The sequence below is a fragment of the Dyadobacter sp. 676 genome (genome assembly GCF_040448675.1).
GTDB lineage: Bacteria > Bacteroidota > Bacteroidia > Cytophagales > Spirosomataceae > Dyadobacter.
Genome location: NZ_CP159289.1, coordinates 382,934 through 408,471 on the forward strand (window position 1 = coordinate 382,934; position 25,538 = coordinate 408,471).

Consider the following 25,538-nt stretch of genomic DNA (forward strand, 5'->3'; position numbering starts at 1 on the left):
ACGATCCGCAACTTTTAACGCCGCATTCTTCCATTTCTGATTCTTTGGTATGATTTTGATGACGGTTTTACATGAAATAATGTCAACCCCCAACCGAATCATTATGGATGCCAAAGCAATCAGTCTAAGCGAAACCGACGTAAAACCCGTTGTGGACCTGCTGAACGACTACCTCGCAAACTATCACATTCATTACCAAAAACTGAGAGGCTGCCACTGGAACATCAAGGGTCAAAACTTTTTTACCCTGCACGCGAAATTCGAGGAATTGTACACCAACGCGCAGGAAACGATCGACGAAATCGCCGAACGTGTACTTACCCTGGGCAAGCCGCCGCACAGCCGTTTCGCCGACTATATCAACGAATCGGAAATCAAGGAGATCAACACGATCGGCATGAAAGACCTGGACATGGTGGATGCCATCCTCGACGACTTCGCCAAGCTGATCAATCTCGAACGGGGGCTACTGGAAGCTACCGAAGAGGCCGGCGACGACGGTACCAACGACATGGTGAACCGTTTTATGCAGTTCAAGGAAAAGAATACGTGGATGCTGCGGTCATTCGCGGGAAAAAAATGAATGAAACCTATGCACACCTGCTGCCGCGTTTTGGAACAAAGCGCGGCTTTTCTGTGCCTTCAAATGGCGTTGCGGCGCCGCGGGGCTTCCTGCTTGTAGCGAATGTGGTGTCGAAGAACACGCAGGCTTCGCAGGTGCCGCCTGCCGTGAACACGCGGCGCCTGCGGAACCGTCAATTGTTTTGCAATCGGAATAGCTATAAACAGGGCCGCTCTCCGGCCAACACATTTTTTATACTGTTTTTCATTCCTATTTATTTTGGAATGGTTTAATTGCATCGATTCCGTTAACACTGTCGTATGCGTCCCGTTCCCGAGTTCAAAATCGGCCCTGTTCCCCTGTTTTCTGCCATCCGGTTTGCCCGCAACCCGCTGCGTTTCCTCCGGCAGGGCTTCGATGAATGCGGCCATACTTTCAGGATCCGGCTGTTCAGGGAATTCATCGTCACGCGTGATCCGGCGTTTTTCCGGCATGTATTGCAACTGCATCATAAGAATTTCAAAAAAGGTAATTCAGTCAAAATGCTGCGACCTGTGCTGGGCAACGGGCTGGTGATCAGCGATGGCGATTTCTGGTTGAGACAAAGAAGGCTCGTGCAGCCGGCGTTTCACCGCGAGCGGTTACAGGAACTTTTCGTGACAATGGGCGGGCTCACCGCCGCATTTCTCGACGAACTGGAAGCATTTCGCGGCAAAAACGCCATCGATGTGGACGCCAAAATGATGGGTATCACCTCCGATATTGCATTGAAAACGCTTTTCGGAAATATGAATACCGAAGATAAGGAGCAGATTTACAGGCAAGTAAACCGCACGCAAACTTACCTCGTAACGCGCGTCCGCAAGCCCTATCGCCGGCCGATTATGGCCATTAACGGAGAAGACCGCCGTTTCAAATCCGATCTGGCCTATTTCAACAGCCTCGTTTACGACTTTATCCGCAAACGGCGCCTCTCCGGCGAAAAGCCCAACGACCTGCTCCAACTCCTGCTCGACAGCCGGGACGAGGAAACCGGCGAGCAAATGAACGATGAACAGATTCGCGACGAGGCGATTACCATGTTCGCCGCGGGACATGAAACATCGGCGACCGGCCTGAGCTGGTTGCTATGGGAGCTTTCGACCCAGCCGGAGATCGTGGCGCACATCCGGCAGGAAAGCCGGATTTTTGAAACCGTACCCGGTTTTGAGCAGCTTATGCAAATGCCTTATACCCGGCAGGTAGTAGAGGAAGGCTTGCGCCTGTACCCGCCCGCGTGGACGATGACGCGTGAGAGCACCGTCGACCAGGAGATTGAAGGCTACGATATTCCCAGGGGCAGCTCGGTGTTTATGTCGATATTCGAACTGCACCGTAATCCGGACCTCTGGGATAATCCCGCGACGTTCAACCCCGGAAACTTCCAGGCCGAGGCCGTCAGGAACCGGGCTAAGTTCAACTATCTGCCGTTTGGCGCCGGGCCGAGAATCTGTATCGGGCAGCAGTTTGCATTGATGGAAATGCAACTGTTGCTGGCGGCATTGGTGAAGCGCTTCGACTTCGTACGCGAACAGGGTTACAGTGTCGGTATGCACCCGCAAATTGTTTTAAAATCTACCAACGGCATTAAATTACGACTCCTGTAAAGCCAATACCGAACAAACTTTATGCACGAATCCATTATCCTGTACCTTTCGCTGGTGATGATCATCATGTTCCTGGTGATGCTCGCGCAGCGGATTAAAATTGCTTACCCGATCGTACTCGTACTCGGCGGGCTGGCGCTGAGCCTGGTTCCCGGCCTGCCTGCCGTCACGATCGACCCGCAACTGATCTTTCTCATTTTTCTCCCGCCGCTGCTTTACGAGGCTGCATGGCAAACGTCCTGGAAAGATTTCTGGAAATGGCGGCGGGTCATCGGTTCATTCGCTTTCATCATCGTCATATTCACCTCCTGCGTTATCGCCTACGTATCAGAAGCGCTTATTCCGGGTTTTACGTTGGCGCTGGGTTTCCTGCTCGGCGGTATCATTTCCCCGCCCGACGCCGTTGCTACCACCTCTATTTTGCAGAACGTAAAAGTCCCTAAACGCCTCATTACCATCGCAGAAGGCGAAAGCCTGCTGAACGACGCTTCGTCGCTGATCGTCTTCCGGTTCGCATTGGTAGCAGTCGCGTCGGGAAGGTTCGTACTTTCCGAGGCTGTCGGCAGCTTTTTCCTGGTGATCGTCATGGGATTTGCCGTTGGCATCGGCATCGCGCTTATTTTTTACGCCATTCACCGGTGGTTGCCTACAACGCCGAGCATCGACACGATTCTTACGTTCGTGGCACCGTACGCCATGTATATTACAGCGGAAGAATTCCATTTCTCGGGCGTGATTGCCGTCGTTTCGGGCGGGCTGTTCCTCTCCAGGAACCAGCACAGCATTCTGAGCCATCTGAGCCGGATACAGGGAATTAACGTATGGTCGACGGTGGGATTTGTACTGAATGGTATCGTGTTCATGCTCATCGGGCTCGAACTTCCGGTGATCATCCAGGGGTTCGGTGAAGCATCGCTGGGCGAAGCGATCAAATATGGACTGATCGTCTCGGTGGTTGTGATACTGACGCGCCTTGTCAGTACGCTCGGCTCTTCTGTATTCACCGTATTTATTAGCCGTTTCATCACCACCGCCGACAACAGCCCGGGCATCCGCATGCCCCTGATTTTCGGCTGGGCAGGCATGCGCGGGGTGGTTTCCCTTGCCTCGGCGCTCTCTATTCCACTGCTGCTCGACAACGGGCAGCCATTCCCCCAGCGGAATATGATCCTGTTTATTACGTTCGTCGTCATACTGGTAACGCTCGTTTTCCAGGGACTAACCCTTCCGATGGTGGTACGGCTGATGAAAGTGGAAGAAAGGGATTACTCGGTTCCGGCGCAGGAGCAGGACGTCATTATCCGACGAAAACTCGCCAAAGCGTCGCTGGATCTTATCAATGCCAAATATGCGAAGGAAGTGGAGAATAACGAGTTGTTACAAAGCCTGAAATTCAAGCTGGAAAGCGACATCGGCTTCCTCGACCACGTGCGCGATTCGGATGTCGGCGAGGCAGGCCACGCTTATATCGGCCGCTATCAGGAAATCACCAAAGAGCTCCTCGAATACAAGCGCCACATCCTGCACCAGTTCAACAAGAAAGAGACTTACGAAGAAGAAATCATCCGCCAGCACCTGGCCCAGCTCGATCTGGAAGAGGAGAAGGTGAGGCAGCAGTTTTTGCATATTGAATGAGTGAATGATTGAATGGGAATGAGGAATGGTCAACTCGGGTTAGTATTGTCAGGTCTGGTCAGGTGTGAGCACAAGTGACCTTCGGCTATCCTCTCCTATCGCAATTCAATCATAAGGTTTCAAAATTTATTCACTCATTCGCTCATTCAAAATTCACTCATTCAAAATCCACTCATCCCCCCATTCCACCTACCGGCAGCACCGCCGCCACCATTTTCCTGTCCCCTCGTTCCCGGTCGAAGAAATAATCCAGTCGTCCGAGGTTAATGCCTGCAAAACCGACCTGGTTGATGGTCGTAACCTTGCCGTCGAGGTTCATAACGCTTTCCGGTTCTTTCATGAACGTATGCGTATGGCCGCCTATAATGAGGTCGATATTGCGCGTCGATTTGGCCAGGATCTGGTCCGAAACTTTGTTTTCCTTGTATTTGTAACCCAAATGCGAAAGGCAAACCACCAGGTCGCAATGCAACTCGTTTTTGAGCAACGAAGCTATTTCATTGGCTTTCGGGATGGGGTCCAGATAAACGGTTTCAAGGTAATTCTTTTTATTGACCAACCCTTCCAGCTCTATACAAACTCCGAACACACCGATTTTAATCCCTCCTTTTTTAAATACTTTGTAGGGCTGCGTTTTCCCTTTCAGTTCGGTATTACTGAAATCATAATTGCTTACCAGAAACGGGAAGTCGGCATGTGGAAGCTGCTTTACGAAACCGGCAATGCTATTGTCAAAGTCATGATTGCCCATGGTGGCGGCATCGTAACCCATCTGGCTCATGATTGTAAATTCCAGCTCGCCGCCGTAAAGGTTGAAATAGGGCGTCCCCTGGAAAATATCCCCCGCGTCGAGTAAAAGGACATTCGGCTGTTCCGCACGGATTTTTTTGATCAGCGCCGCCCGTCTCGCCACGCCGCCCATGCCCTGATTCCGCGAGCCATCCATAGGGAACGGGTCGATGCGGCTGTGGACGTCGTTGGTGTGCAAAATGGTAAGCTGCACCGCCGGATCGCGTTTCGCGAATGCCGAAACCGGCCCCAGGCCCAATGCGGCAGCGGCCATGCCACCTTTTTTGAGGAATTCCCTCCTATTTATCTGAAATAATCCTTCCATCGAGTCGAGCGGTTATTTTTTTGCCCTGGCGCGTCAGATCGCCGATATATTCAAACAACGCCTCTCTCACGCGCTGGTTGATTTCCCTGCGTTCGAGCGGGTGGCGCAGGCATTCGAGCTCGTCGCCACCGTCGGCGAGATAGTCGTAAGTGAGAACATGGTAGGTTTGGGTGCTGTCAAAGGGCTGCCCGCCGATCGTTACATCGTAAGCCCTCCCGTCCCTGATTTTCATGCGTATGCCGGCCACCGGTTCGCCGCCTTTTCTTGCAATAAAATCAACGACCTGCCGAACATCCCCGCCCGACAGTTTCAGCACAACCAGCTCGTTTTCGAATGGCATGAGTTCGTAAACATGCGAAACGGTGATATTCCCCTTCGGGAACGTCGTACGTAAGCCGCCTTTCGTGGCAAGCGCGAATTGAATGGCGGGGTCCTTCTTCAAACCCTCCCGGAGAATCGCGTCGGCGAAGAAGTTACCCATCAGGGTTTCCGGCTCGGGCGGTTTTGTAAGCGCCGCTTCCGTCTGCCCCACGACCCGGTCCATTTCTTTCTGCATTTTGTCCTTGTAAGGCTGATAGTAGCGGATAATAGCAGAATCGGCACCGACCTGCCGGTCGATGCCGTATTGTTTGTATTCGCTTTTGGTAATGACGAGATGCTTTCGGCAAGACGCCGGCAAGCCCAGGCTGGCAAGCAATACCGCAACGTAAACCCGTCTGACAGAAGTTTTCATATTGTAATTTCAGAGGCCTAAAATTACATCCGAAACTCCGGAATTCCCGCTACCAGCCATCATTCTGCCGCAGATTCGGGTTCGCGTCAATCTGCGATTGAGGGATAGGGTAAAGTTCCAGCCGCGGCGTGTAGGGGATCAGCACATTGTCGACGATCTGGTCTTCGGACATGGCGGCGATCTCTTCCTGTAACGTACCCCAGCGCCGGATATCGAATACGGTATTGAATTCCCCGCTTAGTTCGAGCCTTCGCTCGGTACGGATGGCCGCACGCAGGGCCGGTACTCCGGCAGCCCTGGAAGGCGTCGCCTTCGCGCGGGCCCGCACACGATTGAGCAGCGGCAATGCTTCGGCCGGTTTACCTGTCTCGACCAGCGCCTCTGCGAGCATCAGCAGCACGTCCGAGAACCGCAGCTCGATCAGGTCGGCACTATAACCCTGCACTGGTGCGCCTGCCGGACGTGCCTCGCGTGCAAGTTTTCCGAATGCGATACCATATTTGAAGTCGTCATGGGCAAACGGCGCTTTCGTGCGCTGTATCAGGTAATGGCCGGTGGGCGCGTCGTAAATAATGCTGTCGCCGGGTTCCGCACCTGCACGCGGGCTGCCTGTGAAGGCATATCTCGACACGAGTGTAAAATCGCGACGGGTGTCGTTTTTTTCGAACAGTTTATAGAAATCGTAAGTTAAACCGTAGTTGGTCTGCTCATCGCCGTTTACCAGCCCGGAAGGGAACAGGTGGAACGGCAATATATTGCCGTTCTGGTTCGAGGGATTCACAAAGTAACCGAACGACAGGACGATTTCGCGGTTCCGTTCATTGGCCAGTGCAAAAACGTCGGCGAAATTCGGCAGCAGTTCCATATCGTACTTTTCCTCGTTCGCCGCCCCCACCAGTTCGCTTAGTTTCTCGACCGCCTTCTGGTAGTTTTCCGTTTTGTTCAGTGGCTTGCCGGCCATGGTAAGATACACTTTGCCCATTAATGCTTTCACTGTCCCCGCAGATACCCGCCCGAGTTCGGCCCCGCCCCGCGAATCGGGCAGAATGGTTTCGGCAAATGCGAGGTCGGCCAGGATGGCGTCATAAACTTCGGCCGCCGTCGCACGGGGCGCGAATATCAGGTCCTTGTCTTCGAATGATTTAATTTCGTTCAATATCAAAGGCACGTCGCCAAACAGCCGCACAAGGTTGAAATAGGCATACGCCCGCAACACCCGCGCTTCGGCGATGTAAGGGTCCGCCTCCTCCTCCTCGCCCGGAACGGCCATCGTGGCATTGGCAATCACGGTATTCGCACGGTAAATGATCTTGTAAAACCGCGTCCAAACCGATTCGAATGCCCCCCGAAACCGAGGTATGCCCGAAACGATAGTACGGGTCGGCACCCGAGCCGAGAATGCCCGCCGTCGCGTAGCGATGCCCCGACTCGGTGAGAATGAAGCGGTTGTAAATATCGGCGTGATCGGTCGTTGTCCAGGCCTGGTAAACGCCGATCGTCGCCTGGTTCAGCCCATCCTCGTCCTTGAAAGCCACATCCTTGCCCAGCGACGAGTACGGCGATTCTTCGAGATTATCCTTGCAGGAAGTAACCGCCAGCACCGCCAGCAGCATTACGGATAACTTGATATGTATTTTCATGTTGAAATGCATTGGTCAGACACTAGAAGTTGCAGGAGAACCCGATGGTATAAGAGCGTTGCGCAGGATAGGCGCCGTAATCGATGCCCTGTTGCAGCAACGACTGCCCGTAGGAGCTCACCTCGGGATCGAAGCCGGAATATTTGGTCCAGGTCCAAAGGTTGGTACCCGTCACAAACAGCCGCGGGTTCTGGATCGGGCCCAGTTTCGGGAATGTGTAGGAAACCGTGAGCATTTTCAAGCGTGCGAAGCTGCCGTCCTCGACCATGACCGAATTGATATCACCCGAAGCGATACCCCGCTGCACACCCGGATATTTCGGGTTGTTATGCGGATTGGCCTCCGTGTAGCGGTTGCGGTACCACTCCTCCGACTGGTTAAACCCTACGCCGCCATAATCCACGACACCGTTGGTAATGTAGAACCGCGTGAGGTTCAACACATCGTTTCCGACAGACCCGGTGAACAGCGCATTGACGGAGAAATTCTTCCAGGTAATGTCATGGCTCCATCCAAATGTAAAATCCGGTGTGGATTTGCCCAGCACCACCCTGTCGTCGGCTGTAATGATACCGTCGCCGTTGACATCAGAGTATTTCCAGGCACCGTAAAGCGGAGTTCCCTTAGAGCCGGGCGGGCGCGGGCCTTCGAAAGTCGGAAATATGGGGTTACCATTGGCGTCGAAGTCCGTTTTCTGGCTCAGGCCATCGACCCGGTAGCCGAAGAACTGGCCCACTTCCTGGCCCGGGATCAGAATGCCCGATACGCCGCCAAGAAGGTTACCGTTGATATTCACATAATCCGGCTGGGTGCGGTCGCCGAGGTCGACAAGTGTGTTGACGTTTCTCGAAACGTTCAGGCGCGTCGAGTAGACCACATTCTTTTTCTGCACAATATTTCCCTGGATACTCACTTCGATCCCCCGGTTGCGCATCGTGCCGTAATTATCGATGATCGTACTCACACCCGACTGCGTAGGCACCTTGCGCGGTTGCAGAAGGTCGGAAGTGACTTTGTTATAATAATCGAAACTCAACACGATGCGGTCCTTCACGGCGTTGAAATCCACTCCTACATTGAACTGCTTCGTGCGCTCCCACGAGAGGTTCGGGTTGGCGATCGTATTCGGGAATACACCGGTATTGATCACCGCGCCGTCGCCGCCGGGGCCCATTTCGTAGAAACCCGCACTATAAAGCGAGAGCGACGAATAAGGGGCAATCGCCTGGCTGCCCGTTTCGCCGTAGGAAGCGCGGAATTTCGTGTTGGTCACGAAGGTCACACCTTTCATAAACTCTTCCTGGTCGAGGTTCCACGCCAGCGCGACAGCCGGGAAGATCCCGTACTTTTTATTCGCGGCAAATGCCGACGCTCCGTCCGCGCGGACCGATGCATTCAGGACATACCGGCCTTTGAATGTGTAATTCGCTCGCAGGAAGCCCGATTGCAGGATGCGCTTTTCCTTGAACGAACCGATTACCTGCGACTGCGCGCTGCCAATGTTGTCAACCCCGAAAAACGGCACATCGAATCCCGACGAGTTGGTGTTGAGGAATTCAACAGTCTGGTCGTTATATTCCACACCCAGGGTCGTATTGAGGTAATGGTTCTTCCGGAAGGTCTTTTCGTATTGCAGATAGGAATTGAAGTTATAGCTATATGTATTGGCCGTGTTGTTGCTGCCTTTTCCCTTAACCTGGTTTCCTTCGGCTGTCGATGGCGGCAGGAACACCTTCCGCCGCGTGAGGTTCTGGTTTCCGGCGAGGCTTACCACAAGTTGCAGACCATTAGCGATCTTGAAATAGTTTTCGATATTGAGAATAGAGTAATCGCTCTGGGTGAGGTCCGTCTTGGCCGTCAGCTCGTTGTAAGGATTGGAAAAATAATAGCCCTGATAGTTCGGGATACCGAGGCTGTTGTTGCCCAGATAGTCGATCGCGAGCGTAGGCGCCGCACGCAGGCCGTCCATGAGCCCGCCCGAGCTCGGCCATGCGCGTGAGGCGGTGACGGCCCGGTTGGTTTTCTGGCGGGTAAAGGAAAGCTGGCCCTTGACCGTATACCAATTGTTGATCTCGTTATTGACATTCACCCGCAGGCTCGCCCTGTCATTGTCCGAATTGATGATCGTTCCCTTGTCTTTCAGATAATTACCGGAAATATAGTATGACGATTTCGGGCTTCCTCCCGACAGGCTCAGCGTAATATCCTGCCGGAAACTCGGCTGGGTGATAGCGTCGACCCAGTCGGTGTTGGTCATCGTGCTGTCGAGGTTTTCGAATGGCGGATTGCGGTCAGTAACCCGGAAACTTTCATTGATTACCTCCGCGTACTGGCGGGAGTTCATCATCCTGATCGGGTTCGCGACGCGGCCGAAGGACGTCTTGTTGACCAGCTCCACCCGGCCTTCCCCCCTTCTCCCCGACTTGGTCGTAATCAGGATTACCCCGTTGGCCCCCCGTGACCCGTAAATGGCCGTTGCGGAGGCGTCTTTGAGGATTTCCATACTTTCGATGTCGTTCGGGTTGATGCCGTACAGGCCATTCTGCGTATACGAGCCATAGAAGTTGGTGCCCGCCTCGCGGTAAGGCGGCATCGGAAAGCCGTCGATTACATAGAGCGGTTCATTGTTGCCGCTCAAAGAGTTGTTACCACGGATCCGCACCACGGCCGCGGCACCCGGCTCACCCGAGCTCTCCACCACCTGCACCCCTGTTGCACGGCCCTGAATGGCCTGGTCGATCGTGTTGATGACGGCCGATTTATATTCCTGTGCGGCTACCCTGGAAGTAGAGCTGGCGAGGTCGCGCTTGCTTTGCGCGCCATAACCTACCACCACCACTTCTTTCAAAGCCTTGGCCTCGGGGACGAGCTGGGTATCATAGTTCGTCATGCCGGTGATGGGCACTTCCTTGGTCGTGAACCCCACAAAACTGTACACGAGAATACCTCCTTTCGCGGGCACTTTCATCTGAAACGACCCGTCCGGCTCTGTAATGGCCTGTATCTGAGTCCCCTTCACCAAAACCGCCACACCGGGCATTCCCGCGCCCTTTTCATCTCTCACCACACCCTTGATAGTACGGGCGTCGGGACCGGCATCCGTAGTACCGCCGGGTGCAGGTTTTTGCGCGGCAGCCGAATCCGCCGTCTGGGCTGCATTCTGAGCGGGCTGGGCTGCATTCGCATTGCCCGTTTGTGCAGGGGTAGCGGTTGTGCTATCCGGTTTGGCGGGTTGCCCGGCGGCAGAATTGCCGGTTGCATTGCCTGTATTGTTCAAAGAATCTTTTTGAGGAGCTGGTTTGATCAGCGGATCGAAGTTCTGCGTGGGTTTCACCAAAGGCGAAGAGGAGGATTTGGAAGCAGAATCGGTGGTATTTTGAGGTTTCGGGAGGGTGTCGGTCGCCGGTTTGGCGGGTGCCGGGTCGGTTTTCGGTGCCGGGCGGGTTGTTGTGTCCGGCCTGGTCTTTCGGGTTGAATCCGGCCCGACCTGCTGTGCGGTACTTCGCGATATCGGACCTGAAAACAGCAGCAGAAAGAAACCGATCCTCAGGAAAATGAGCGGGACCGAACAGGGTACGGGCTCACTGACTCGTTGAGTTTTTCTCATATCATTCCTTGGCTAAGTGACGGGACCGTGTCCCGGAAAAAATTGTTTTTTGCCAGACTCAGACAAAAACCATACCGCTTTGCCTGCCCGATAGCTAAAAAGTAGTTGAAACCCTTACTTTGTTCTACAACAAGGAGGCGAATTACATTTACACAACTAACCGTTATTGATATATGATTCACCACGCGCGCCAGCCCGTCGGCAACCGACCGGAAAGGCCGAATGCCAGCTTGATCGTAATTTTTCAAATATCCGTCAATCGCGTCCTATTATTTTTGGAAACATCATGCTTACGATTACATTTGTCAAAACGCCCATCGGGGGCGGGTTTGAATTTTGCCAAGTTTAAAGGAGTGTCATAAACCAACTTCGACCATGCGCCAGGAACAACTGCTAACTGCCGACTACATTGAGTCTCAGATCGGAAACGTAATCGAATACTATATCCGTTGGGAATTTGAGGAGGACCCTTTTTACGGTAAAGCCAGGATCAAAGGGTTAGTGGAAGATGAGGCAGGCGGGTTGAAGATCATCTGCGACGTCATAGAGGGAAGCGACCTCGAAATGGCTTATGAGCAGGAAGAAGTTTTTATGTATTCCGAACATCATCCGATTTACACCGGCCAGCTCCCCGAGATTTACTCGGCCAACTGGGTGAATACCGACGGCAAAAAGAAAAAACAGATCTTCATCGCCCCTCCCAACGAAAACGCCAGAGACTTCGCCATCTCACAAACCAACAGCAAGGTGGTGGTTAAGAGGATATACTAGGGGAATTTGAATGATTGAATGATTGAATGATTGAATGATTGAATGAGTGAATGAATATTTAGTCATGAAAGTCGGGAGAAGTCATGACATAGAAGGATTGAACAAAACAACATTTGACCATACCTGACTTTTTTCATTCACTCATCCAATTCCTTGTTCCACGCCGGCTTATTCACTCATTCACTCATTCAAAATTAGGCCGCTCTCATTAGTTCTTCACAATTTTCTTCGTCAGCACGCGGTCGCTGAACTCGGCTTTTACGATGTACAGGCCGGCCGGGAATCTGGTCAGGTCGAAGTTGTAGACGTTCGAGGCTACCTCGCCGGTAATCACGGTTTCCGCTACTTTTTGTCCTGTCACATTGTAAATAGAAACCGATTCCAATTGCTCCGGATGCGGATAGAACTGAACGGACACCTGGCCGTTCGTCGGATTCGGCGTGACGAGGAAGCCGGCTTCTTTCAGATTAGGATTCACGGTGACGGTCCTGATATTGATATCGTCGAGATAGATGTCGTTCTCATTGCCATTCGTGTTCAGGAATGCGACGAGTATTTCACCCTGCCCGATGAAGCTTCCGATATTGATCTCTTCACGCCGCCATTCGTTTACGCCGGGTGTGAACGCCGTGCGCGTCGCGGCGCTGCGGGTAATGAGGCTCGATCCCCATTTTTTGTAGACACTTGTGTAAGTCTGTCCGCAATCTGTACTAATAAGCACCTGCAATGTATCCCACACATTACCCTGCGCCGAGGTATTGGTATAGGTCGCCGCCGCCACCTGGAACGACACGAAGGCGGAATCGACACCGGCGATATTCACCGTAGGCGAACGCAGGTAGTCGCGCTGCCCCACCACCTGATTACCGAAATTACCGATTTTGACGGATGCGCTACCCGTTTTCGCCGCGGAAGTCGTTTTCTCCCAGGTCGAACCGCCGTCTTCATTGACGATGTCCCAGCCCTGCGGCGGGAAGAGGCCTTCGAAACCCTCGCGCACCGGTGCGGCAAAAGGTTCGTAGTAAATGAAATCGAGGCTCAGCGCATCGTTGGAAGTATCCTCGTCGGCCGCGCCGTTGGGATGGGATGTATAAATGCTCAGGACATGGTTGCCTTCGTCAGTTGTGAGAACCGGCAATGTTACGGTTGCTTCCTCATAAGTTGCAAGCGAGCCGGTCCATTTGTAATCCTGCACGGTTCCGTTATCGATCACCGCGTGGATGGTGACGGACGTCAGCGTTTCGCTGCCCCGGTTAGCCAGCGTGACCTGCGGGGTAACCGAATTCGAGCAAATACGCTGCGCGGGCCGGCGGATCGCTTTCAGGGAAGCGTCCTCTTTCTTCACATCGACCGGCACGCAGCCGTTGGAATTGGCCAATAGCGCACGGTAGGTATTGAATGCAGCTTCCATTCTGGCCACCTGCATTTTGGTAAACATAAGCAGGCAGGCATCCGGCGTGTAATCCATGTAATTCTGATACATAATGCCCGGCGCGACAGTCGTACAACGGTCGGTGACGATGCCGCTCTGGCAGGTTGTGGTACTGTTGCTCTGGTTGGGCGTATCGTCCACTTCGTCGGTTCCCGTGCAGGCGCCGTTGTCATCGCCCCAGATATGGTAAAGGTTAAAATAATGCCCCAACTCGTGCGTCAGTGTTTTGCCCTGATTGAAACCGGCCACACTACCGCCTGGCAGCGAAGCATAATCCACCGCTACACCTTGCTCGTCTTTTACGCCGTCGTCGGGAAATGTGGCATAACCCAGCGTACTGCCCGAAAGGTCACAGATCCAGATATTCAGGTATTTATCGGTGTCCCAGGCATCTGCCCCGCCCGATTCGGCATGCTTGACCTGGTTGGTGGTATAGTCGAACGAATTGCGGGTAGTGTTATAGCGGACGATTCCCGTCGAAGGCGCGTCATCGGGTGTGCGTTGCGCCAGACAGAACTGAATGCCCGTTTGCCCAAACAAGGACCGAAAATGTGCAGGTATCTTTTCCGCACCGGCATTCGTACCGGCGTAGTCCTTATTGATCGTATCGAGCTGGGCCATGATCTGTGCATCCGTCACCATCGATTGGCGGTTCAGCACCACATGGAATACCACAGGAATGGTTACGGGGCCCGTTGTCCGAAGCGTTTTTCCAGAAGCGACCCTCTCCCTGATAATCTGTTTCAACCGCAACTCGCGCTGGTCGAACATGAGCTTCAACGACGGCTGATCCGTAAACCTTTTGTGGAGCAACTCCATCGATGCACAACGGTCCTGTGCATAAGCGGGCGCGAAGCCACCGGTTACTATGAATAAAATGACAGAAAAGAATCTGACGAATAGTATAATATGTCGCATCGAACGTTTCCTGAGGAACTGAGTAAATGGATTTGACCGCTAATTACAGACCGGAAGCGGATTTATTCACCTACTACGAAAAAAAGTGCCTTATGATGCGAATGCAATGTTATTTAATTTGTTTTTAACAGGCAGGAGCCGCAATGAGCGGGAAAATCATTTTTTTCATGCAGGAGACGCCCCATACCAAACCCATTCGCAAGATCATCCATATCGACATGGATGCATTCTACGCATCGGTGGAGCAGCGCGATTTCCCCGAATACCGTGGCAAGCCTATTGCCGTAGGCGGCTCTCCCACCGGTCGCGGCGTGGTGGCTACGGCTAGTTACGAGGCCCGTAAATTCGGAGTGCGTTCGGCAATGCCTTCCCGGCAGGCTGTCCAGCTCTGCCCCCAGATCATCTTCGTCCATCCGAGGTTTGATGTTTACAAAGCTGTTTCCAGAAGCATTCGCGAGATATTTTCCCGCTACACCGACCTGATCGAGCCGCTTTCGCTGGACGAAGCATATCTGGATGTCACCGAAGACAAAATGGGCATCGGGTCGGCGATGGAAATCGCCAGGCGGATCAAGCAATCGATCAGGGAGGAACTGAACCTGACGGCGTCCGCCGGGGTATCCGTTAACAAGTTTGTGGCGAAAATCGCTTCGGACATTAACAAACCGGACGGACTGACATTCATAGGCCCCTCCCGGATAGAGCGTTTTATGGACCAGCTCCCGGTCGAAAAATTTCACGGCGTAGGCAAAGTGACGGCCGATAAAATGAAAGGAATGCAACTGTTTACGGGAGCTGATCTGAAAAAACTGTCGGAAGACGAGCTTGTTAACCTGTTTGGAAAAACAGGCCATTTCTTTTACAGGATCGTGCGCGGCATCGACGAGCGGGAGGTGCAAACCCACCGCGAAACGAAGTCGCTCGGGGCGGAGGACACATTTACCTACGACCTCGATACGCTCGACGAGATGTTCAAAGAGCTCGACCGCATCGGGGTCACGGTGGTTAACCGGCTCAAAAGGAATCAACTGAAAGGCCGGACGGTCACGCTGAAAGTCAAATTCAGCGATTTTACCCAGATCACACGGGCACATTCGTTCCCTCATCCCGTAAGTGACCTCGATACCATTACCGACACTGCGAAGCAATTGCTCGAAAAGCTCGATTTACGCGGGAAACCCGTGCGGCTGCTCGGCATTTCTTTATCGAATTTTCACGAACCGGAAGTCAAATCCCGCAAATACAAAGACCCCGAGCAACTCGAACTGTTCCCGTTCGGGTTATAGAAGCAATGCATCCACCCGGTGCGCCTGCACGATATTCTCGCATTTCGACCAGGAAAATATCGTAAAACGGCCGTCCTGCGAAGCTACCAGGGCGATGGAGTCGCGCTGGTCGTGGACAAACTGCGCCGCCGACAAATGCCTTGTCCCGCCGTTTTGCACGGGGTGCACCACCATCGCCGCGTTTCCAATGACCGGCTCCGTGATCAAAATTTCTTCCACCGGCTTTCCCGACGGCGCGCGGCCGATCTTTGCGCCGAATGCGAGCAATTCATAACGGTCGTTGATAATGGTAGCGCCATCCACGGCCGTCAATCCGGCCATATTGGCCACTGCCGAACTGAACTGGTTTTGCCAGGTAATCGGGTTGGGGTCTTCCACATATTTACGGTGCAGGTCGGCCAGTTCCGAGAACGGCGGCTGCACATCGTAGGTAATCGGGTGGATAATCGATTCCCGCCAGCGGTCTTTGCCTTTTGGTACCACGAGGAGTATCCCGCCGCGTTCGTGGCTGCGCATCGAGGCCGCGAGCTGCACGAGCAGGTTGGGATAATCGCTCCACAAGGTGGTGGATGAAAAACCCATCAGCGAGTTGATCAGCGAAGGGCAATCCTTCACCTTGCGGCTTTCTTCATTCACAATCTTCACCTGATCGCCTTTCAGCACGGCTACATTCACGAATTTGCCGAAACCTTCCACGCGGCGGTGCTTTACCACCAGCATTCCCGGCTCGATCACTTCCAGCACGAAACACAGGCCCGGAATCACGCGTGTAGTGCCCCAAATGCGCAGCTCCCCGTCTTCCAGCCACACACCCAGGTGTATACCCGAGCGCTCGACAGCCGGCGCGAGCTTGGTCAGCGTGTTGGCTGTCAGTGCCAGTTTTTCGGCGAAGATTAGCGGGTGCTCGGCGGCTTCGGGCGGCAGGTATGCAATGGAAACCTTGGGCGATCGGCCCTCCTCCCGGCGCAGGCTCGCCCAAAAGGTCGTGTCGATAATGGTTTCGATGATCCTGGCGTCGGGACGGGGAGCCAATTCCTGCTCGTAATACTTGGAGACCGCCTCGTGATGCCGCCTGAAATGGCCGGCCACCAACGGCGCCACCGACCTGGCTGCTTTATATGTGGTAACAGGTACGGTATCGCCTGTTTCAATCGGGAATATATCGGGATTCGTAATCATTTCTTGGCGGTTTTCTTGTGAACAACGACTTCTTTCAAAAAGTTGGTTTTGGTGACCGCCGTCTGTTTTTTTACTGTTTGTACCGCCCGTTTCCAACCATTCAACGCGCCGGGGCATCGTAGTCACCGGGGCTGCATTTTGGAATTAATTGCCATTGCGGGCAGTTCTTTCGCCAGATAAGCGTAATTTGCGCGTTAATTCCAAAAGTCCGGCTACCGGCTTTTTACCTTCCGGCATGCGGCGAGTATGCCATTATTTAAGAATGAAAACGTACCTCAGATTATTATCTTTTGCACAACCGATTGCCCGATTTGCCATCCCCTATATTCTTTGCACCGTTCTGGGAGTTATTTTCAATACTTTGAACCTGGCCCTTCTGGCTCCGCTCCTCAGCACGTTGTTCAGTAACCAGGGCGGGAAAATAATCCCCAGGCCCCACGACGGCTGGCTCGATCCTACGGGAATGCTTAATTACTACGCCCAGGAGGCCAACCTCACTTTCGGCCCGCACGGTGCATTGCAGGTCGTCTGCGCGGTGATCGTGGTGTCCGTACTGCTTTCGAATATCTTCAAATACTTTTCGCAACGGATCATGGAAAATCTCCGGATCCACACTTTGCTGAACCTCCGCAAAAAAGTTTTCGACAACGTGATGAACCTCCATGTCGGCTATTTCAGCAACCAGCGCAAAGGGGACATCATTTCAAAAATCGCATCCGACGTACAGGTCGTACAGTTCTCGGTAACCAGTACTTTGCAGGTGGTTTTTAAAGAACCCATGCAACTGCTGGCTTACGTATTCATGCTTTTTGCCACGTCGGCGAAGCTTACCTTCTTTGCGATTCTGGTCATCCCGGTGTCGGCGTTCCTCATTTCCAAAATCGTCAAAAGGCTCAAAGAACAGGCAGCCCTCGCGCAGCATTATTTCGGGTTGATGATCAGCTACCTCGATGAGGCGCTTACGGGCATCAAGATCATCAAGGCTTTCAATGCGACAGAGGACATCAAGGACAAATTCCACAAGGAAAATATCCGTTATTCCGACCTCGGGCGAAAAATGGCGAAGCGCCAGCAACTCAGTTCGCCCATTTCCGAGTTCCTCGGGGTAACCATGGTGGCGATCATCGTTTTGTACGGCGGCTCGCTGATCATCGATAACAACTCCGACCTGGATGTTTCGAAATTTGTGGCTTACATCGGCATTTTCTCGCAGGTAATGCGCCCGGCGAAAGCGCTTACCGACTCGTTCAGCACCATTCACGCAGGTATTGCCGCCGGCGAGCGTGTGCTCGAACTGATCGACGAGAAGCCGGAAATACAGGACGCGCCGGATGCGATCGATATGAAAGATTTCAAAGAGTCGATCCGTCTGGAAAACGTGTCGTTCTCTTACCCTTCGCGGCCGGTGCTCAAATCCATCAATGTGACCATTCCGAAAGGAAAAACAGTGGCGCTCGTAGGGCCTTCGGGTGGGGGAAAATCTACGTTGATGGACCTTCTGCCCAGATTTATCGATACCCAGGAAGGACGGGTCCTGATCGACGGCGTCGACGTCAGGAAGATTAAACAGGAATCGTTGTGGTCGATGTTCGGGCTCGTAAACCAGGAATCACTGCTTTTTAACGATACCATTTACCAGAATATCGCGTTCGGAAGCCCTAATGCAACGATGGAGCAAGTGGAAGCCGCGGCGCGGATCGCCAATGCGCACGACTTTATTATGGAAACCGAGGACGGCTATTTCAGCAATATCGGAGACCGGGGTATGAAACTGTCGGGCGGGCAAAAACAGCGGATCTGCATTGCCAGGGCCGTTCTGAAAAACCCGCCGATCATGCTGCTCGACGAAGCGACTTCCGCCCTGGATACCGAGTCCGAAAAACTGGTTCAGGAAGCATTGAATAATCTCATGAAAAACCGGACTTCGCTCGTCATCGCGCACCGGCTGAGCACGATCCAGAACGCGGATACCATACTGGTCCTGGAAGAAGGTAAGATCATCGAACAAGGCAACCATGCCGAACTCATCGCACGCGACGGGCTGTACAAGCGGCTGATCGACATGCAGACGTTCTCGGAAGCGTAAATGACGGATACCGCAAAGATATCGATCGCATTATGCACCTATAACGGCGAACAGTTCCTGCGCGCCCAACTCGATTCGATCATCGCCCAAAGCATTGACAGCTGGGAGGTGATAGCCGTGGACGACGGATCGACCGACCATACCTGGGAAGTCCTGAACGACTACGCAGCCGTGGACGGACGTTTCAAGCTTTTCAGAAACGAGAAAAACCTGGGCTATAACGGAAATTTCCAGAAGGCCCTGAACCTCTGCGAGGGCGAATACATCGCCATTTGCGACCAGGACGACGTGTGGCATCCCGACAAACTGAAATTCCAGCTGGACGCGATCGGGAACAGCTTGCTGGTTTACCACGACTCGGAGCTTATCGACGCGGCAGGCAGCTCCATGAATCTTAAAATTTCAGACAAGTTCAATTTTTACCGCGGATCGTCGCCGGAGGCATTCCTGTATTTGAATTGCGTGTCGGGACACAGCATTCTGATGAAAAACGACTTGGTAGCCAAAGCATTACCCTTCCCTTCGAACTTCCATTATGATCAATGGCTCGCGTTTGTAGCCGCCAGCACAGGGTCTGTGGACTTCGTAGAAAGAGTGCTTGTGCAGTACCGGCAACACCAGCACAATACGACTGATATTCTTGCACGGCGTAAAAGCGCTCGTAGTCGTGATATGAAACTGGCCGAGCTCGAAAGAGAAGCCATCTGGATAGCCAAATGTGCCGAAAAGGCAACGGGAAATAGCCGCCAGTTGCTTGTTCGGCTTGCGGCCCTGAGCGAATCACGCAACCGTTCGTTCGCAGAGCCGCGATATGGGATCGTTATCTGGCAACACCGCCACACCCTGCTAAGCCTTTTGAAAAAATCCCCTGTCAGCAAGCTTTTCTATATCGTTAGAAAAATTTGGGGTAGTAAAGCAAAAAAACTCCTATGAGTGCAATAGTCAGTATCATCATTCCATCCTACAACTACGGTTTTGTGATCGGGGAAACCCTTGAAAATCTTTTGGCGCAAAATTTCCAGGAATGGGAGGCGCTGGTAGTCGACGACGGTTCGTCGGACAATACCGGCGAGGTAGTGGCCAGATTCGCTGCCCGCGATAGTCGCATTCAATACATCCGGCAAACCAATAGCGGCGTTTCCATAGCCCGTAACCGGGGTTTCAGGCATTCGAAAGGAAAATATATTCAGTATCTCGACGCCGACGACCTGCTGAGCGCTGACAAGTTGGCCATACAGGTCGATTTTCTGGAACACAATCCCGATGTCGACATTGCTTACACCGACCATCTGTACTTCGAAACGGACAAGCCCGATATCTTCTATCCTGACTATGAAATGAACCATCACAACTGGCTTCCGAAAATCGATGCACGGGGTTATGAGGCTGTAAATACATTGGTTTATTCGAATATTGCAGTGGTGAGCAGTCCCGTTCTGCGGAGAGCGATAGTCGAGAAGGTAAACGGGTTTCCCGAGTTCAGCAATTATACCGAGGACTGGGAGTTCTGGTTCCTGTGCGCGATCCATGGTGCGCGTTATACGTTCGTGGACAACGAGAACGCCCGCACACTCATACGCATCCATGCACGGAACACGAGCAGGAACATCCAGATTATGCAGGCCGGGGAGCTGGAATTCCGGAAGCGGATCGTGGAAGCCGTAAACAAGTCATCGTTCCTCAGTCAGGAAGAAAAACAGAAATTACTTGACCGGAATGCCGCCAGCACCCAAAAGCTGTACAAATACATGATGTACCACGCCAACCTGTTGAGCCCTGAGCAAATGAAGTTACTCTCGGGCCTTGTGGATAGGAAGACATTCATTTCATATTATTTCAAATCATTGAATTACAAGCGGAAAGCGCTGTTCAAAAAAGGGAGGTAAAATGTTGCCCATTGAAATCGACATTATCATATTAAGTTACGCCCGTAACGAAGAGCTAAAAAAAGTGACGCTCGACGGGATCGACACCCTTCTGAAATCGGAAGACCCGCAAAAGATCAGGTTCAATATAGTAGTTATCGAATCTAACAAGGAGCTGAAACCCTATCAATACGTAGGCACACAAACGGTATACCCGTGGCAACGTTTTGGTTACCACCGGTATATGAATATCGGCATCGGCATGACGAAAGCGCCCTGGGTGTGCATTTGCAACAACGATTTGCTGTTCCATCCGAACTGGGCTACCGAGATCCTCCGGGCATTTGAAACCGACCCCTCGCTCTGGAGCGCCTGCCCCGCATGCAGTATCCACCATCCAGAGCATGGTGTGGCATTAAACAGCGGCCTGCATTACGGTTACGAAGTGCGCAGGGAGCTTGTCGGCTGGTGCATTTTCTTTAAAAGGGATATGCTTAAAATCACCGGCAAACTCGACCCCGCATTCAAGTTCTGGTATGCCGACAACGACTATGGAAATACGCTTCAAAAGCACCATTTAAAACATGCATTGGTCACTTCGTCCATCGTAGATCACCTCGAAAGCCGAACTTTGAAAACCAAAACGGCGACTGAACAACTTCAATTGACCAGCAGAGAGCGCTTTTACTATGAGTATAAGTGGGAGGGGCGTAGTTTCTTTTCTTATTTGAACCGGCTCAGAAAATTCAACAAAGAGTTGCACAAAATTAGGAAAAAGAATTAGTAAACGCGGCTGGCACTGAACCAATAAACCAGCATATCTCTATTAAAATGATCGTTCAATCTTCGCCAAAATATTTTTCCAAGCGTAGTAATAACTATCAAAAAAAAAATGATTCGACCGAGACCTTATCGAATATTCGAACTATCTTTCAGCGATAGTTTTAATGTTTAATTTTAACATAATCTGTTATGAAGGTATTGCGACAATTTATTTGGGCTGCATTTCTGGCAACTCCATTAATTCTTACATCGTGCGAAAAGGAAGAATCCTTAATCGATTCTTCTGAACAACCCCAGCCTGAATTAGTCTATCAAGACTAAGCAGGCAAAGTAACTTTTGATGGTCAAGAAATGAATTTTGAGAATTTAGATATCCTAGCTAACTATCAAAATAAGATTAACGAAGATGCGAAATTCAGGAGCTTCATTTACAAAAGTATTCCACTAAGCTAGCGATTGGACAATTAAACAATGCATCCTTTGAAAGAAAATACCTATTTGAAAAATTAACAAACGACTATCTCCACTTAGTAAATAACGCGGGAATAGTTGTGATCAGTGGACATTTGGTTCGCTTTGACAAGCAATATCAGTATGAGGTACCCGTCAATAAACGAAGGTTATTGTCTGCCATTGATGAAAATGACATTGATATCACAGCTGTCCGCCGCGATACCTACGGCATCACAGATATAAACACTGGAATACCAAACGGTAAAACAACTCAAATATCACTTCCGGGAAATGGGTCTAATTTCTACGAGTACCGATTCTACATTCAATCTCCTGATCCAGGCGCCAATCAAACGAGACGGTATATCCATGAGCTGTTTGGGCACCGCGGCGCAAATGTTGGAGGAACAATTCAACATAGACTTATTCTACGCTTTAAAATGGACTACCTGAGCGGAAGTGGGAATTGGTATGCCGCAGGCGAGCCTAGAACCCAAAATCATTCGGTTACTGTCACCGGCAATTACAATAACGTTTACGGACTTTATTCTGAAACGTATAGTAACTCGCAAACCACGACGAATCCTGAGGAACGAGTTATAGGATTAATAAATAATGGCTCAACTGCGTATGGGACTTGGAATGTTAATGTTCAGGGCTTTATAGAAAGCAAAATGATCTCGGCAAACGGTTACAACTATGCTTACACCAATGGCGGACCAGGTCTGGTCTTGTGGTAAACGTGCAGGGTAAAGCCTGTTCTAAACCCAACTGTGACAGTCACAACTGTTGAAGCTTTTCCACAACGAAGGGCTGGTCGGAAAATAGCAGACCAATTGTTCGTTGTGGAAAAGCTATTCTCATTATTTCTTCATTTTCAACAACCTAATCATCAATTTATAAGGAAATGAAAGAGTAGCAATCCGCGAGCGCCTTGTGCTCCATATGAGTTTGATCAAATACCATTTCGGATACCAATCATTATCTATTTGCTCTTGAAGAAAAACTTCATAGGCGTGTCGTTCAATCCTTTTCAAATGGCTTTCTGGAATCATGTCAATATTCAGTGGCAAAACTGCCCCCCATTTTTTATGGACTTTGCAAATGGCATCCATCCATTTTCTATTGAAATTACCTTCCGAAAAGTGTCTTAGCAGGATTTCAAATGTGACGGCAACTTGAAATTCCTGATTTATTGCAATAGAAAAATCGATGTCGTATCCATGAAATCCTTTTAGAAGTTTTTCGTCAAATGGATATTTTAAAGCAGCACTCTTACGCACGCAAAACCAACAACCGTCAACACAGGCAACGCGTGAAAGTAGTTCATTACGTGGATTTTGATAATCCAACGAGTCGTTTCGGCCAGTGTGTTTGTAACCTTGTATCAGGTTACAGTAAAAACCGCCGTTCTCCTGCAAATGATAATTATACCAACTCGAAGGCGCCAGGGATTTATACCCCCCTCCGGCAATTCCTAGGAGTCCGACGGCCGGATTATTTTTAAACAGCTCCACCAGCTTCTCCCCCCACCCAAGAGTCTGCATTTCAATGTCCTCGTGCATGAAGCAAAGCACGTCGTACTTTGCCTGCATTGCACCCATATTGTAGATTTCACAAATCCCTTTCTGCAATTGGTTGTTATCGAAAGCGATGATTTCATGGGGCACGCCGATCGTTTTGCGGATGTTTTCCGAAACGGTCAAAAGCTCTTCGCGGCTTACCGAGCAAATAATAATTGAGATCATGACTATAAATGGCTGTTAAAAGTAACAAGGAAATCATTAACGCGGCACCGATTTCAGTAGAAATTGCCTTAGTAAGGCATTTATGAATAGTCTTCAATTATCTTCTACTTTCCATGAAACGCGTACTTCTACTGCTGCTTCTCACCTGCGCGACCTCTTCGTTTGCGCAAGTCAGGTTCGCCCGGCTTTTTTCCGACCACGTCGTGCTGCAACGCCAAAAGCCTATCCCTGTCTGGGGCTGGGCAAAACCCGGCGAAAAAGTGAAAGTTACGCTCGCGGGGCAGTCGATGGACACGAAAGCCGACGCATCGGGTAAATGGCAGGTAAGTTTCAGGCCGCTGGAAGCAGGCGGCCCACACACTTTGCAGGTAACCGCCAAATCGGGCAATGCGACGGCAAACGACGTACTGATCGGCGAAGTATGGCTTTGCTCGGGCCAGTCGAACATGGAATGGCCTGTATCCGCCGCTAAAAACTACGAGGATGAACGAAAAAATGCCGAATTCCCACAAATCCGCCACTTTCGCGTCGATCACCTGGTGACGCTCCAGCCCGAGCAGGATCTGAAAACAGGGGAGTGGAAGCCCGCCAATGCGGAGACCGTCGGCGGCTTTACCGCGGTAGGTTTCTTTTTCGCACGTGAAATTTATCAAAAACTGAATGTGCCCATTGGCATCCTGCATTCGTCGTGGGGCGGCTCGCAGATCGAAGGCTGGATTAGCAAGGAAGCGATGCTGGGCAACGAGGAATTACGCTTCTATGCTCAAAATTTGCCCAAAACGTGGGAAGAGGCCGACATGATTATGGATAAAAAGCTGAAAAAACAGCTATTCAAAAATGCTTCTTACGATCCTGGCCGGGAGGACGAAAGAAAATACCTGTCGCCCGACGCGGATTTTACAAACTGGCAAAAAACGGCGGATCCGGTAGGTCAATGGGATTGGAAAGGCCTGATGGGCTTTCGCGGCCACGGTTATATGGCCAAGGAGGTCAATTTTCCCTCGGATCTGGTTTCCAAACCCACGACGCTCTCACTGGCGGAAAACGATGGGCCTGTGGAAGTATACATCAATGGCAAACTGGTTCACGAAGGCGCCGTTAAAGGTCCCCGAAAAATCGAAATACCAGCCAACGGCTGGAAGGACGGCAAAAATGTACTCGTCGTCAAAACCGGCAATATGGTGAGCGCGCCGTGGTTTGGACCCGGAATGATGGGTTCGGCAGGCGATATGTATATTACCGACGGTAACAGGAAAGTCAGTCTGGCCAAAGACTGGTACCTGATGCCGGCATTTGCTGAAAAACACGAATACGCGCATTTGATGAACAATGTCGGAACGACCATCTACAACGCGATGATCGTACCGCTGATACCGTTCGCGATCCGCGGAACGCTCTGGTACCAGGGTGAAAGCAATGCCGGCCGGGCGTACCAGTACCGGCAGTCGTTCCCGCTGATGATCAACGACTGGCGCAAGCGCTGGAACGACGATTTTTCTTTTTACTGGGTACAGCTGTCGAGCTTCGGCACGGATCGCGACAGTAACAAAGGCAGCAACTGGGCAGAACTTCGCGAAGCACAAAATCGGACATTAAGCCTGCCAAAAACCGGCATGGCCGTTACCACCGATGTCGGTAATCCCAACGACATTCACCCCACCAATAAGCAGGACGTAGCGTACCGCCTGGCCACCAACGCATTGAAACACGACTACGGCCTGAATATCCCCTACGCCTCCCCGCTTTACGACCAGATGCGAACCGAGGGCGGCAAAGCGATCATTTCCTTCAAAAACGCTGAAAACGGCCTGACGGTGAAAGACCGGTACGGATACCTGAAAGGCTTCGAAATCGCAGGGGAAGACCGGGTTTTCCATTATGCCAAGGCTGAGATTCAAGGCAACAAGGTGGTTGTTTTCAGTCCGGAGGTAAGCAAGCCCGTGGCCGTGCGCTACGCGTGGTCGGACGCACCGGAGGATGCCAACCTGTACAATGCCGACGGGTTTCCTGCCAGCGCATTCAGGACCGATACATGGCCCGGCATTACCGTCGACGCCCGTTTCGAATAGTTTCCTCCTTT

19 protein-coding genes are annotated in these 25,538 nt (G+C 51.7%); 12 read left to right on the forward strand and 7 right to left on the reverse strand.

Features of this window, described 5'->3' with window-relative positions; genetic code table 11:
• Positions 1-103: 103 nt before the first annotated feature.
• Genes ABV298_RS01865 through ABV298_RS01880 form a run of 4 tightly spaced genes read left to right on the forward strand, consistent with a single transcriptional unit; the run spans position 104 to position 3,843 of the window.
• The gene (locus ABV298_RS01865; RefSeq protein WP_353720506.1) at positions 104-583 is read left to right on the forward strand and encodes a DNA starvation/stationary phase protection protein; all 480 of its coding nucleotides are present in this window, start codon (positions 104-106) and stop codon (positions 581-583) included.
• Positions 580-855, forward strand: coding sequence for a hypothetical protein (locus ABV298_RS01870; protein ID WP_353720507.1), 276 nt, complete (start codon positions 580-582; stop codon positions 853-855). Before ABV298_RS01865 ends, ABV298_RS01870 begins: the two co-directional genes overlap by 4 nt.
• A 27-nt stretch (positions 856-882) precedes the next feature.
• On the forward strand, positions 883-2,208 hold the full coding sequence (locus ABV298_RS01875; RefSeq protein ID WP_353720508.1) for a cytochrome P450: 1,326 nt from the start codon (positions 883-885) through the stop codon (positions 2,206-2,208).
• Between the two features lie 21 nt (positions 2,209-2,229).
• Positions 2,230-3,843 carry a Na+/H+ antiporter gene (locus tag ABV298_RS01880; RefSeq protein ID WP_353720509.1) on the forward strand — a complete coding sequence of 538 codons (1,614 nt, stop codon included), beginning with the start codon at positions 2,230-2,232 and terminating at the stop codon, positions 3,841-3,843.
• A 172-nt stretch (positions 3,844-4,015) separates the two neighbouring features.
• Here ABV298_RS01880 and ABV298_RS01885 read toward each other — a convergent pair whose 3' ends face one another.
• The 4 genes from ABV298_RS01885 to ABV298_RS01900 form a co-directional block, all read right to left on the reverse strand.
• On the reverse strand, positions 4,016-4,957 hold the full coding sequence (locus tag ABV298_RS01885) for a metallophosphoesterase (protein ID WP_353720510.1): 942 nt from the start codon (positions 4,955-4,957) through the stop codon (positions 4,016-4,018).
• Positions 4,932-5,690: a 5'-nucleotidase gene (locus ABV298_RS01890; protein WP_353720511.1), complete on the reverse strand. Its 759-nt coding sequence runs from the start codon at positions 5,688-5,690 to the stop codon at positions 4,932-4,934. Before ABV298_RS01890 ends, ABV298_RS01885 begins: the two co-directional genes overlap by 26 nt.
• 49 nt (positions 5,691-5,739) lie before the next feature.
• Entirely contained in the window at positions 5,740-6,978 is a 1,239-nt protein-coding gene (locus tag ABV298_RS01895; RefSeq protein WP_353720512.1) for a RagB/SusD family nutrient uptake outer membrane protein, read from the reverse strand.
• A 374-nt stretch (positions 6,979-7,352) separates the two neighbouring features.
• Positions 7,353-10,937, reverse strand: coding sequence for a TonB-dependent receptor (locus tag ABV298_RS01900; protein WP_353720513.1), 3,585 nt, complete (start codon positions 10,935-10,937; stop codon positions 7,353-7,355).
• Between the two features lie 375 nt (positions 10,938-11,312).
• On the opposite strand from ABV298_RS01900, the gene ABV298_RS01905 reads away from it, so the two are divergent.
• On the forward strand, positions 11,313-11,708 hold the full coding sequence (locus tag ABV298_RS01905) for a hypothetical protein (protein WP_353720514.1): 396 nt from the start codon (positions 11,313-11,315) through the stop codon (positions 11,706-11,708).
• A gap of 208 nt (positions 11,709-11,916) precedes the next feature.
• On the opposite strand, the gene ABV298_RS01910 is transcribed toward ABV298_RS01905, so the two are convergent.
• Complete coding sequence (locus ABV298_RS01910; protein WP_353720515.1) at positions 11,917-13,959, reverse strand: M43 family zinc metalloprotease; 2,043 nt, start codon at positions 13,957-13,959, stop codon at positions 11,917-11,919.
• A gap of 266 nt (positions 13,960-14,225) precedes the next feature.
• Here ABV298_RS01910 and dinB point away from each other — a divergent pair, with 266 nt between their 5' ends.
• Positions 14,226-15,344 carry a DNA polymerase IV gene (gene dinB, locus ABV298_RS01915; RefSeq protein WP_353720516.1) on the forward strand — a complete coding sequence of 373 codons (1,119 nt, stop codon included), beginning with the start codon at positions 14,226-14,228 and terminating at the stop codon, positions 15,342-15,344.
• Here dinB and ABV298_RS01920 read toward each other — a convergent pair.
• Positions 15,339-16,523: a putative sensor domain DACNV-containing protein gene (locus ABV298_RS01920; RefSeq protein WP_353720517.1), complete on the reverse strand. Its 1,185-nt coding sequence runs from the start codon at positions 16,521-16,523 to the stop codon at positions 15,339-15,341. The two genes, dinB and ABV298_RS01920, sit on opposite strands and share 6 nt — an antisense overlap.
• A 262-nt stretch (positions 16,524-16,785) precedes the next feature.
• Here ABV298_RS01920 and ABV298_RS01925 point away from each other — a divergent pair, with 262 nt between their 5' ends.
• From ABV298_RS01925 to ABV298_RS01945, 5 genes are all read left to right on the forward strand, one after another.
• Entirely contained in the window at positions 16,786-18,609 is a 1,824-nt protein-coding gene (locus ABV298_RS01925) for an ABC transporter ATP-binding protein (protein ID WP_353720518.1), read from the forward strand.
• Entirely contained in the window at positions 18,610-19,542 is a 933-nt protein-coding gene (locus ABV298_RS01930; protein WP_353720519.1) for a glycosyltransferase family 2 protein, read from the forward strand. It begins immediately after the preceding gene.
• Positions 19,539-20,495, forward strand: coding sequence for a glycosyltransferase family 2 protein (locus ABV298_RS01935; RefSeq protein ID WP_353720520.1), 957 nt, complete (start codon positions 19,539-19,541; stop codon positions 20,493-20,495). The genes ABV298_RS01930 and ABV298_RS01935 overlap by 4 nt, the downstream gene beginning before the upstream one ends.
• A gap of 1 nt (position 20,496) precedes the next feature.
• Positions 20,497-21,258: a glycosyltransferase gene (locus ABV298_RS01940; protein WP_353720521.1), complete on the forward strand. Its 762-nt coding sequence runs from the start codon at positions 20,497-20,499 to the stop codon at positions 21,256-21,258.
• Between the two features lie 550 nt (positions 21,259-21,808).
• Entirely contained in the window at positions 21,809-22,450 is a 642-nt protein-coding gene (locus tag ABV298_RS01945) for a hypothetical protein (RefSeq protein WP_353720522.1), read from the forward strand.
• Between the two features lie 123 nt (positions 22,451-22,573).
• On the opposite strand, the gene ABV298_RS01950 is transcribed toward ABV298_RS01945, so the two are convergent.
• The gene (locus ABV298_RS01950; RefSeq protein ID WP_353720523.1) at positions 22,574-23,458 is read right to left on the reverse strand and encodes a glycosyltransferase; all 885 of its coding nucleotides are present in this window, start codon (positions 23,456-23,458) and stop codon (positions 22,574-22,576) included.
• Between the two features lie 113 nt (positions 23,459-23,571).
• Between ABV298_RS01950 and ABV298_RS01955 the strand changes: the two genes are divergently transcribed.
• Positions 23,572-25,527 (forward strand): sialate O-acetylesterase, encoded by a 1,956-nt coding sequence (locus tag ABV298_RS01955; protein ID WP_353720524.1) that lies wholly within the window; start codon positions 23,572-23,574, stop codon positions 25,525-25,527.
• The last annotated feature ends 11 nt before the right edge of the window (positions 25,528-25,538 follow it).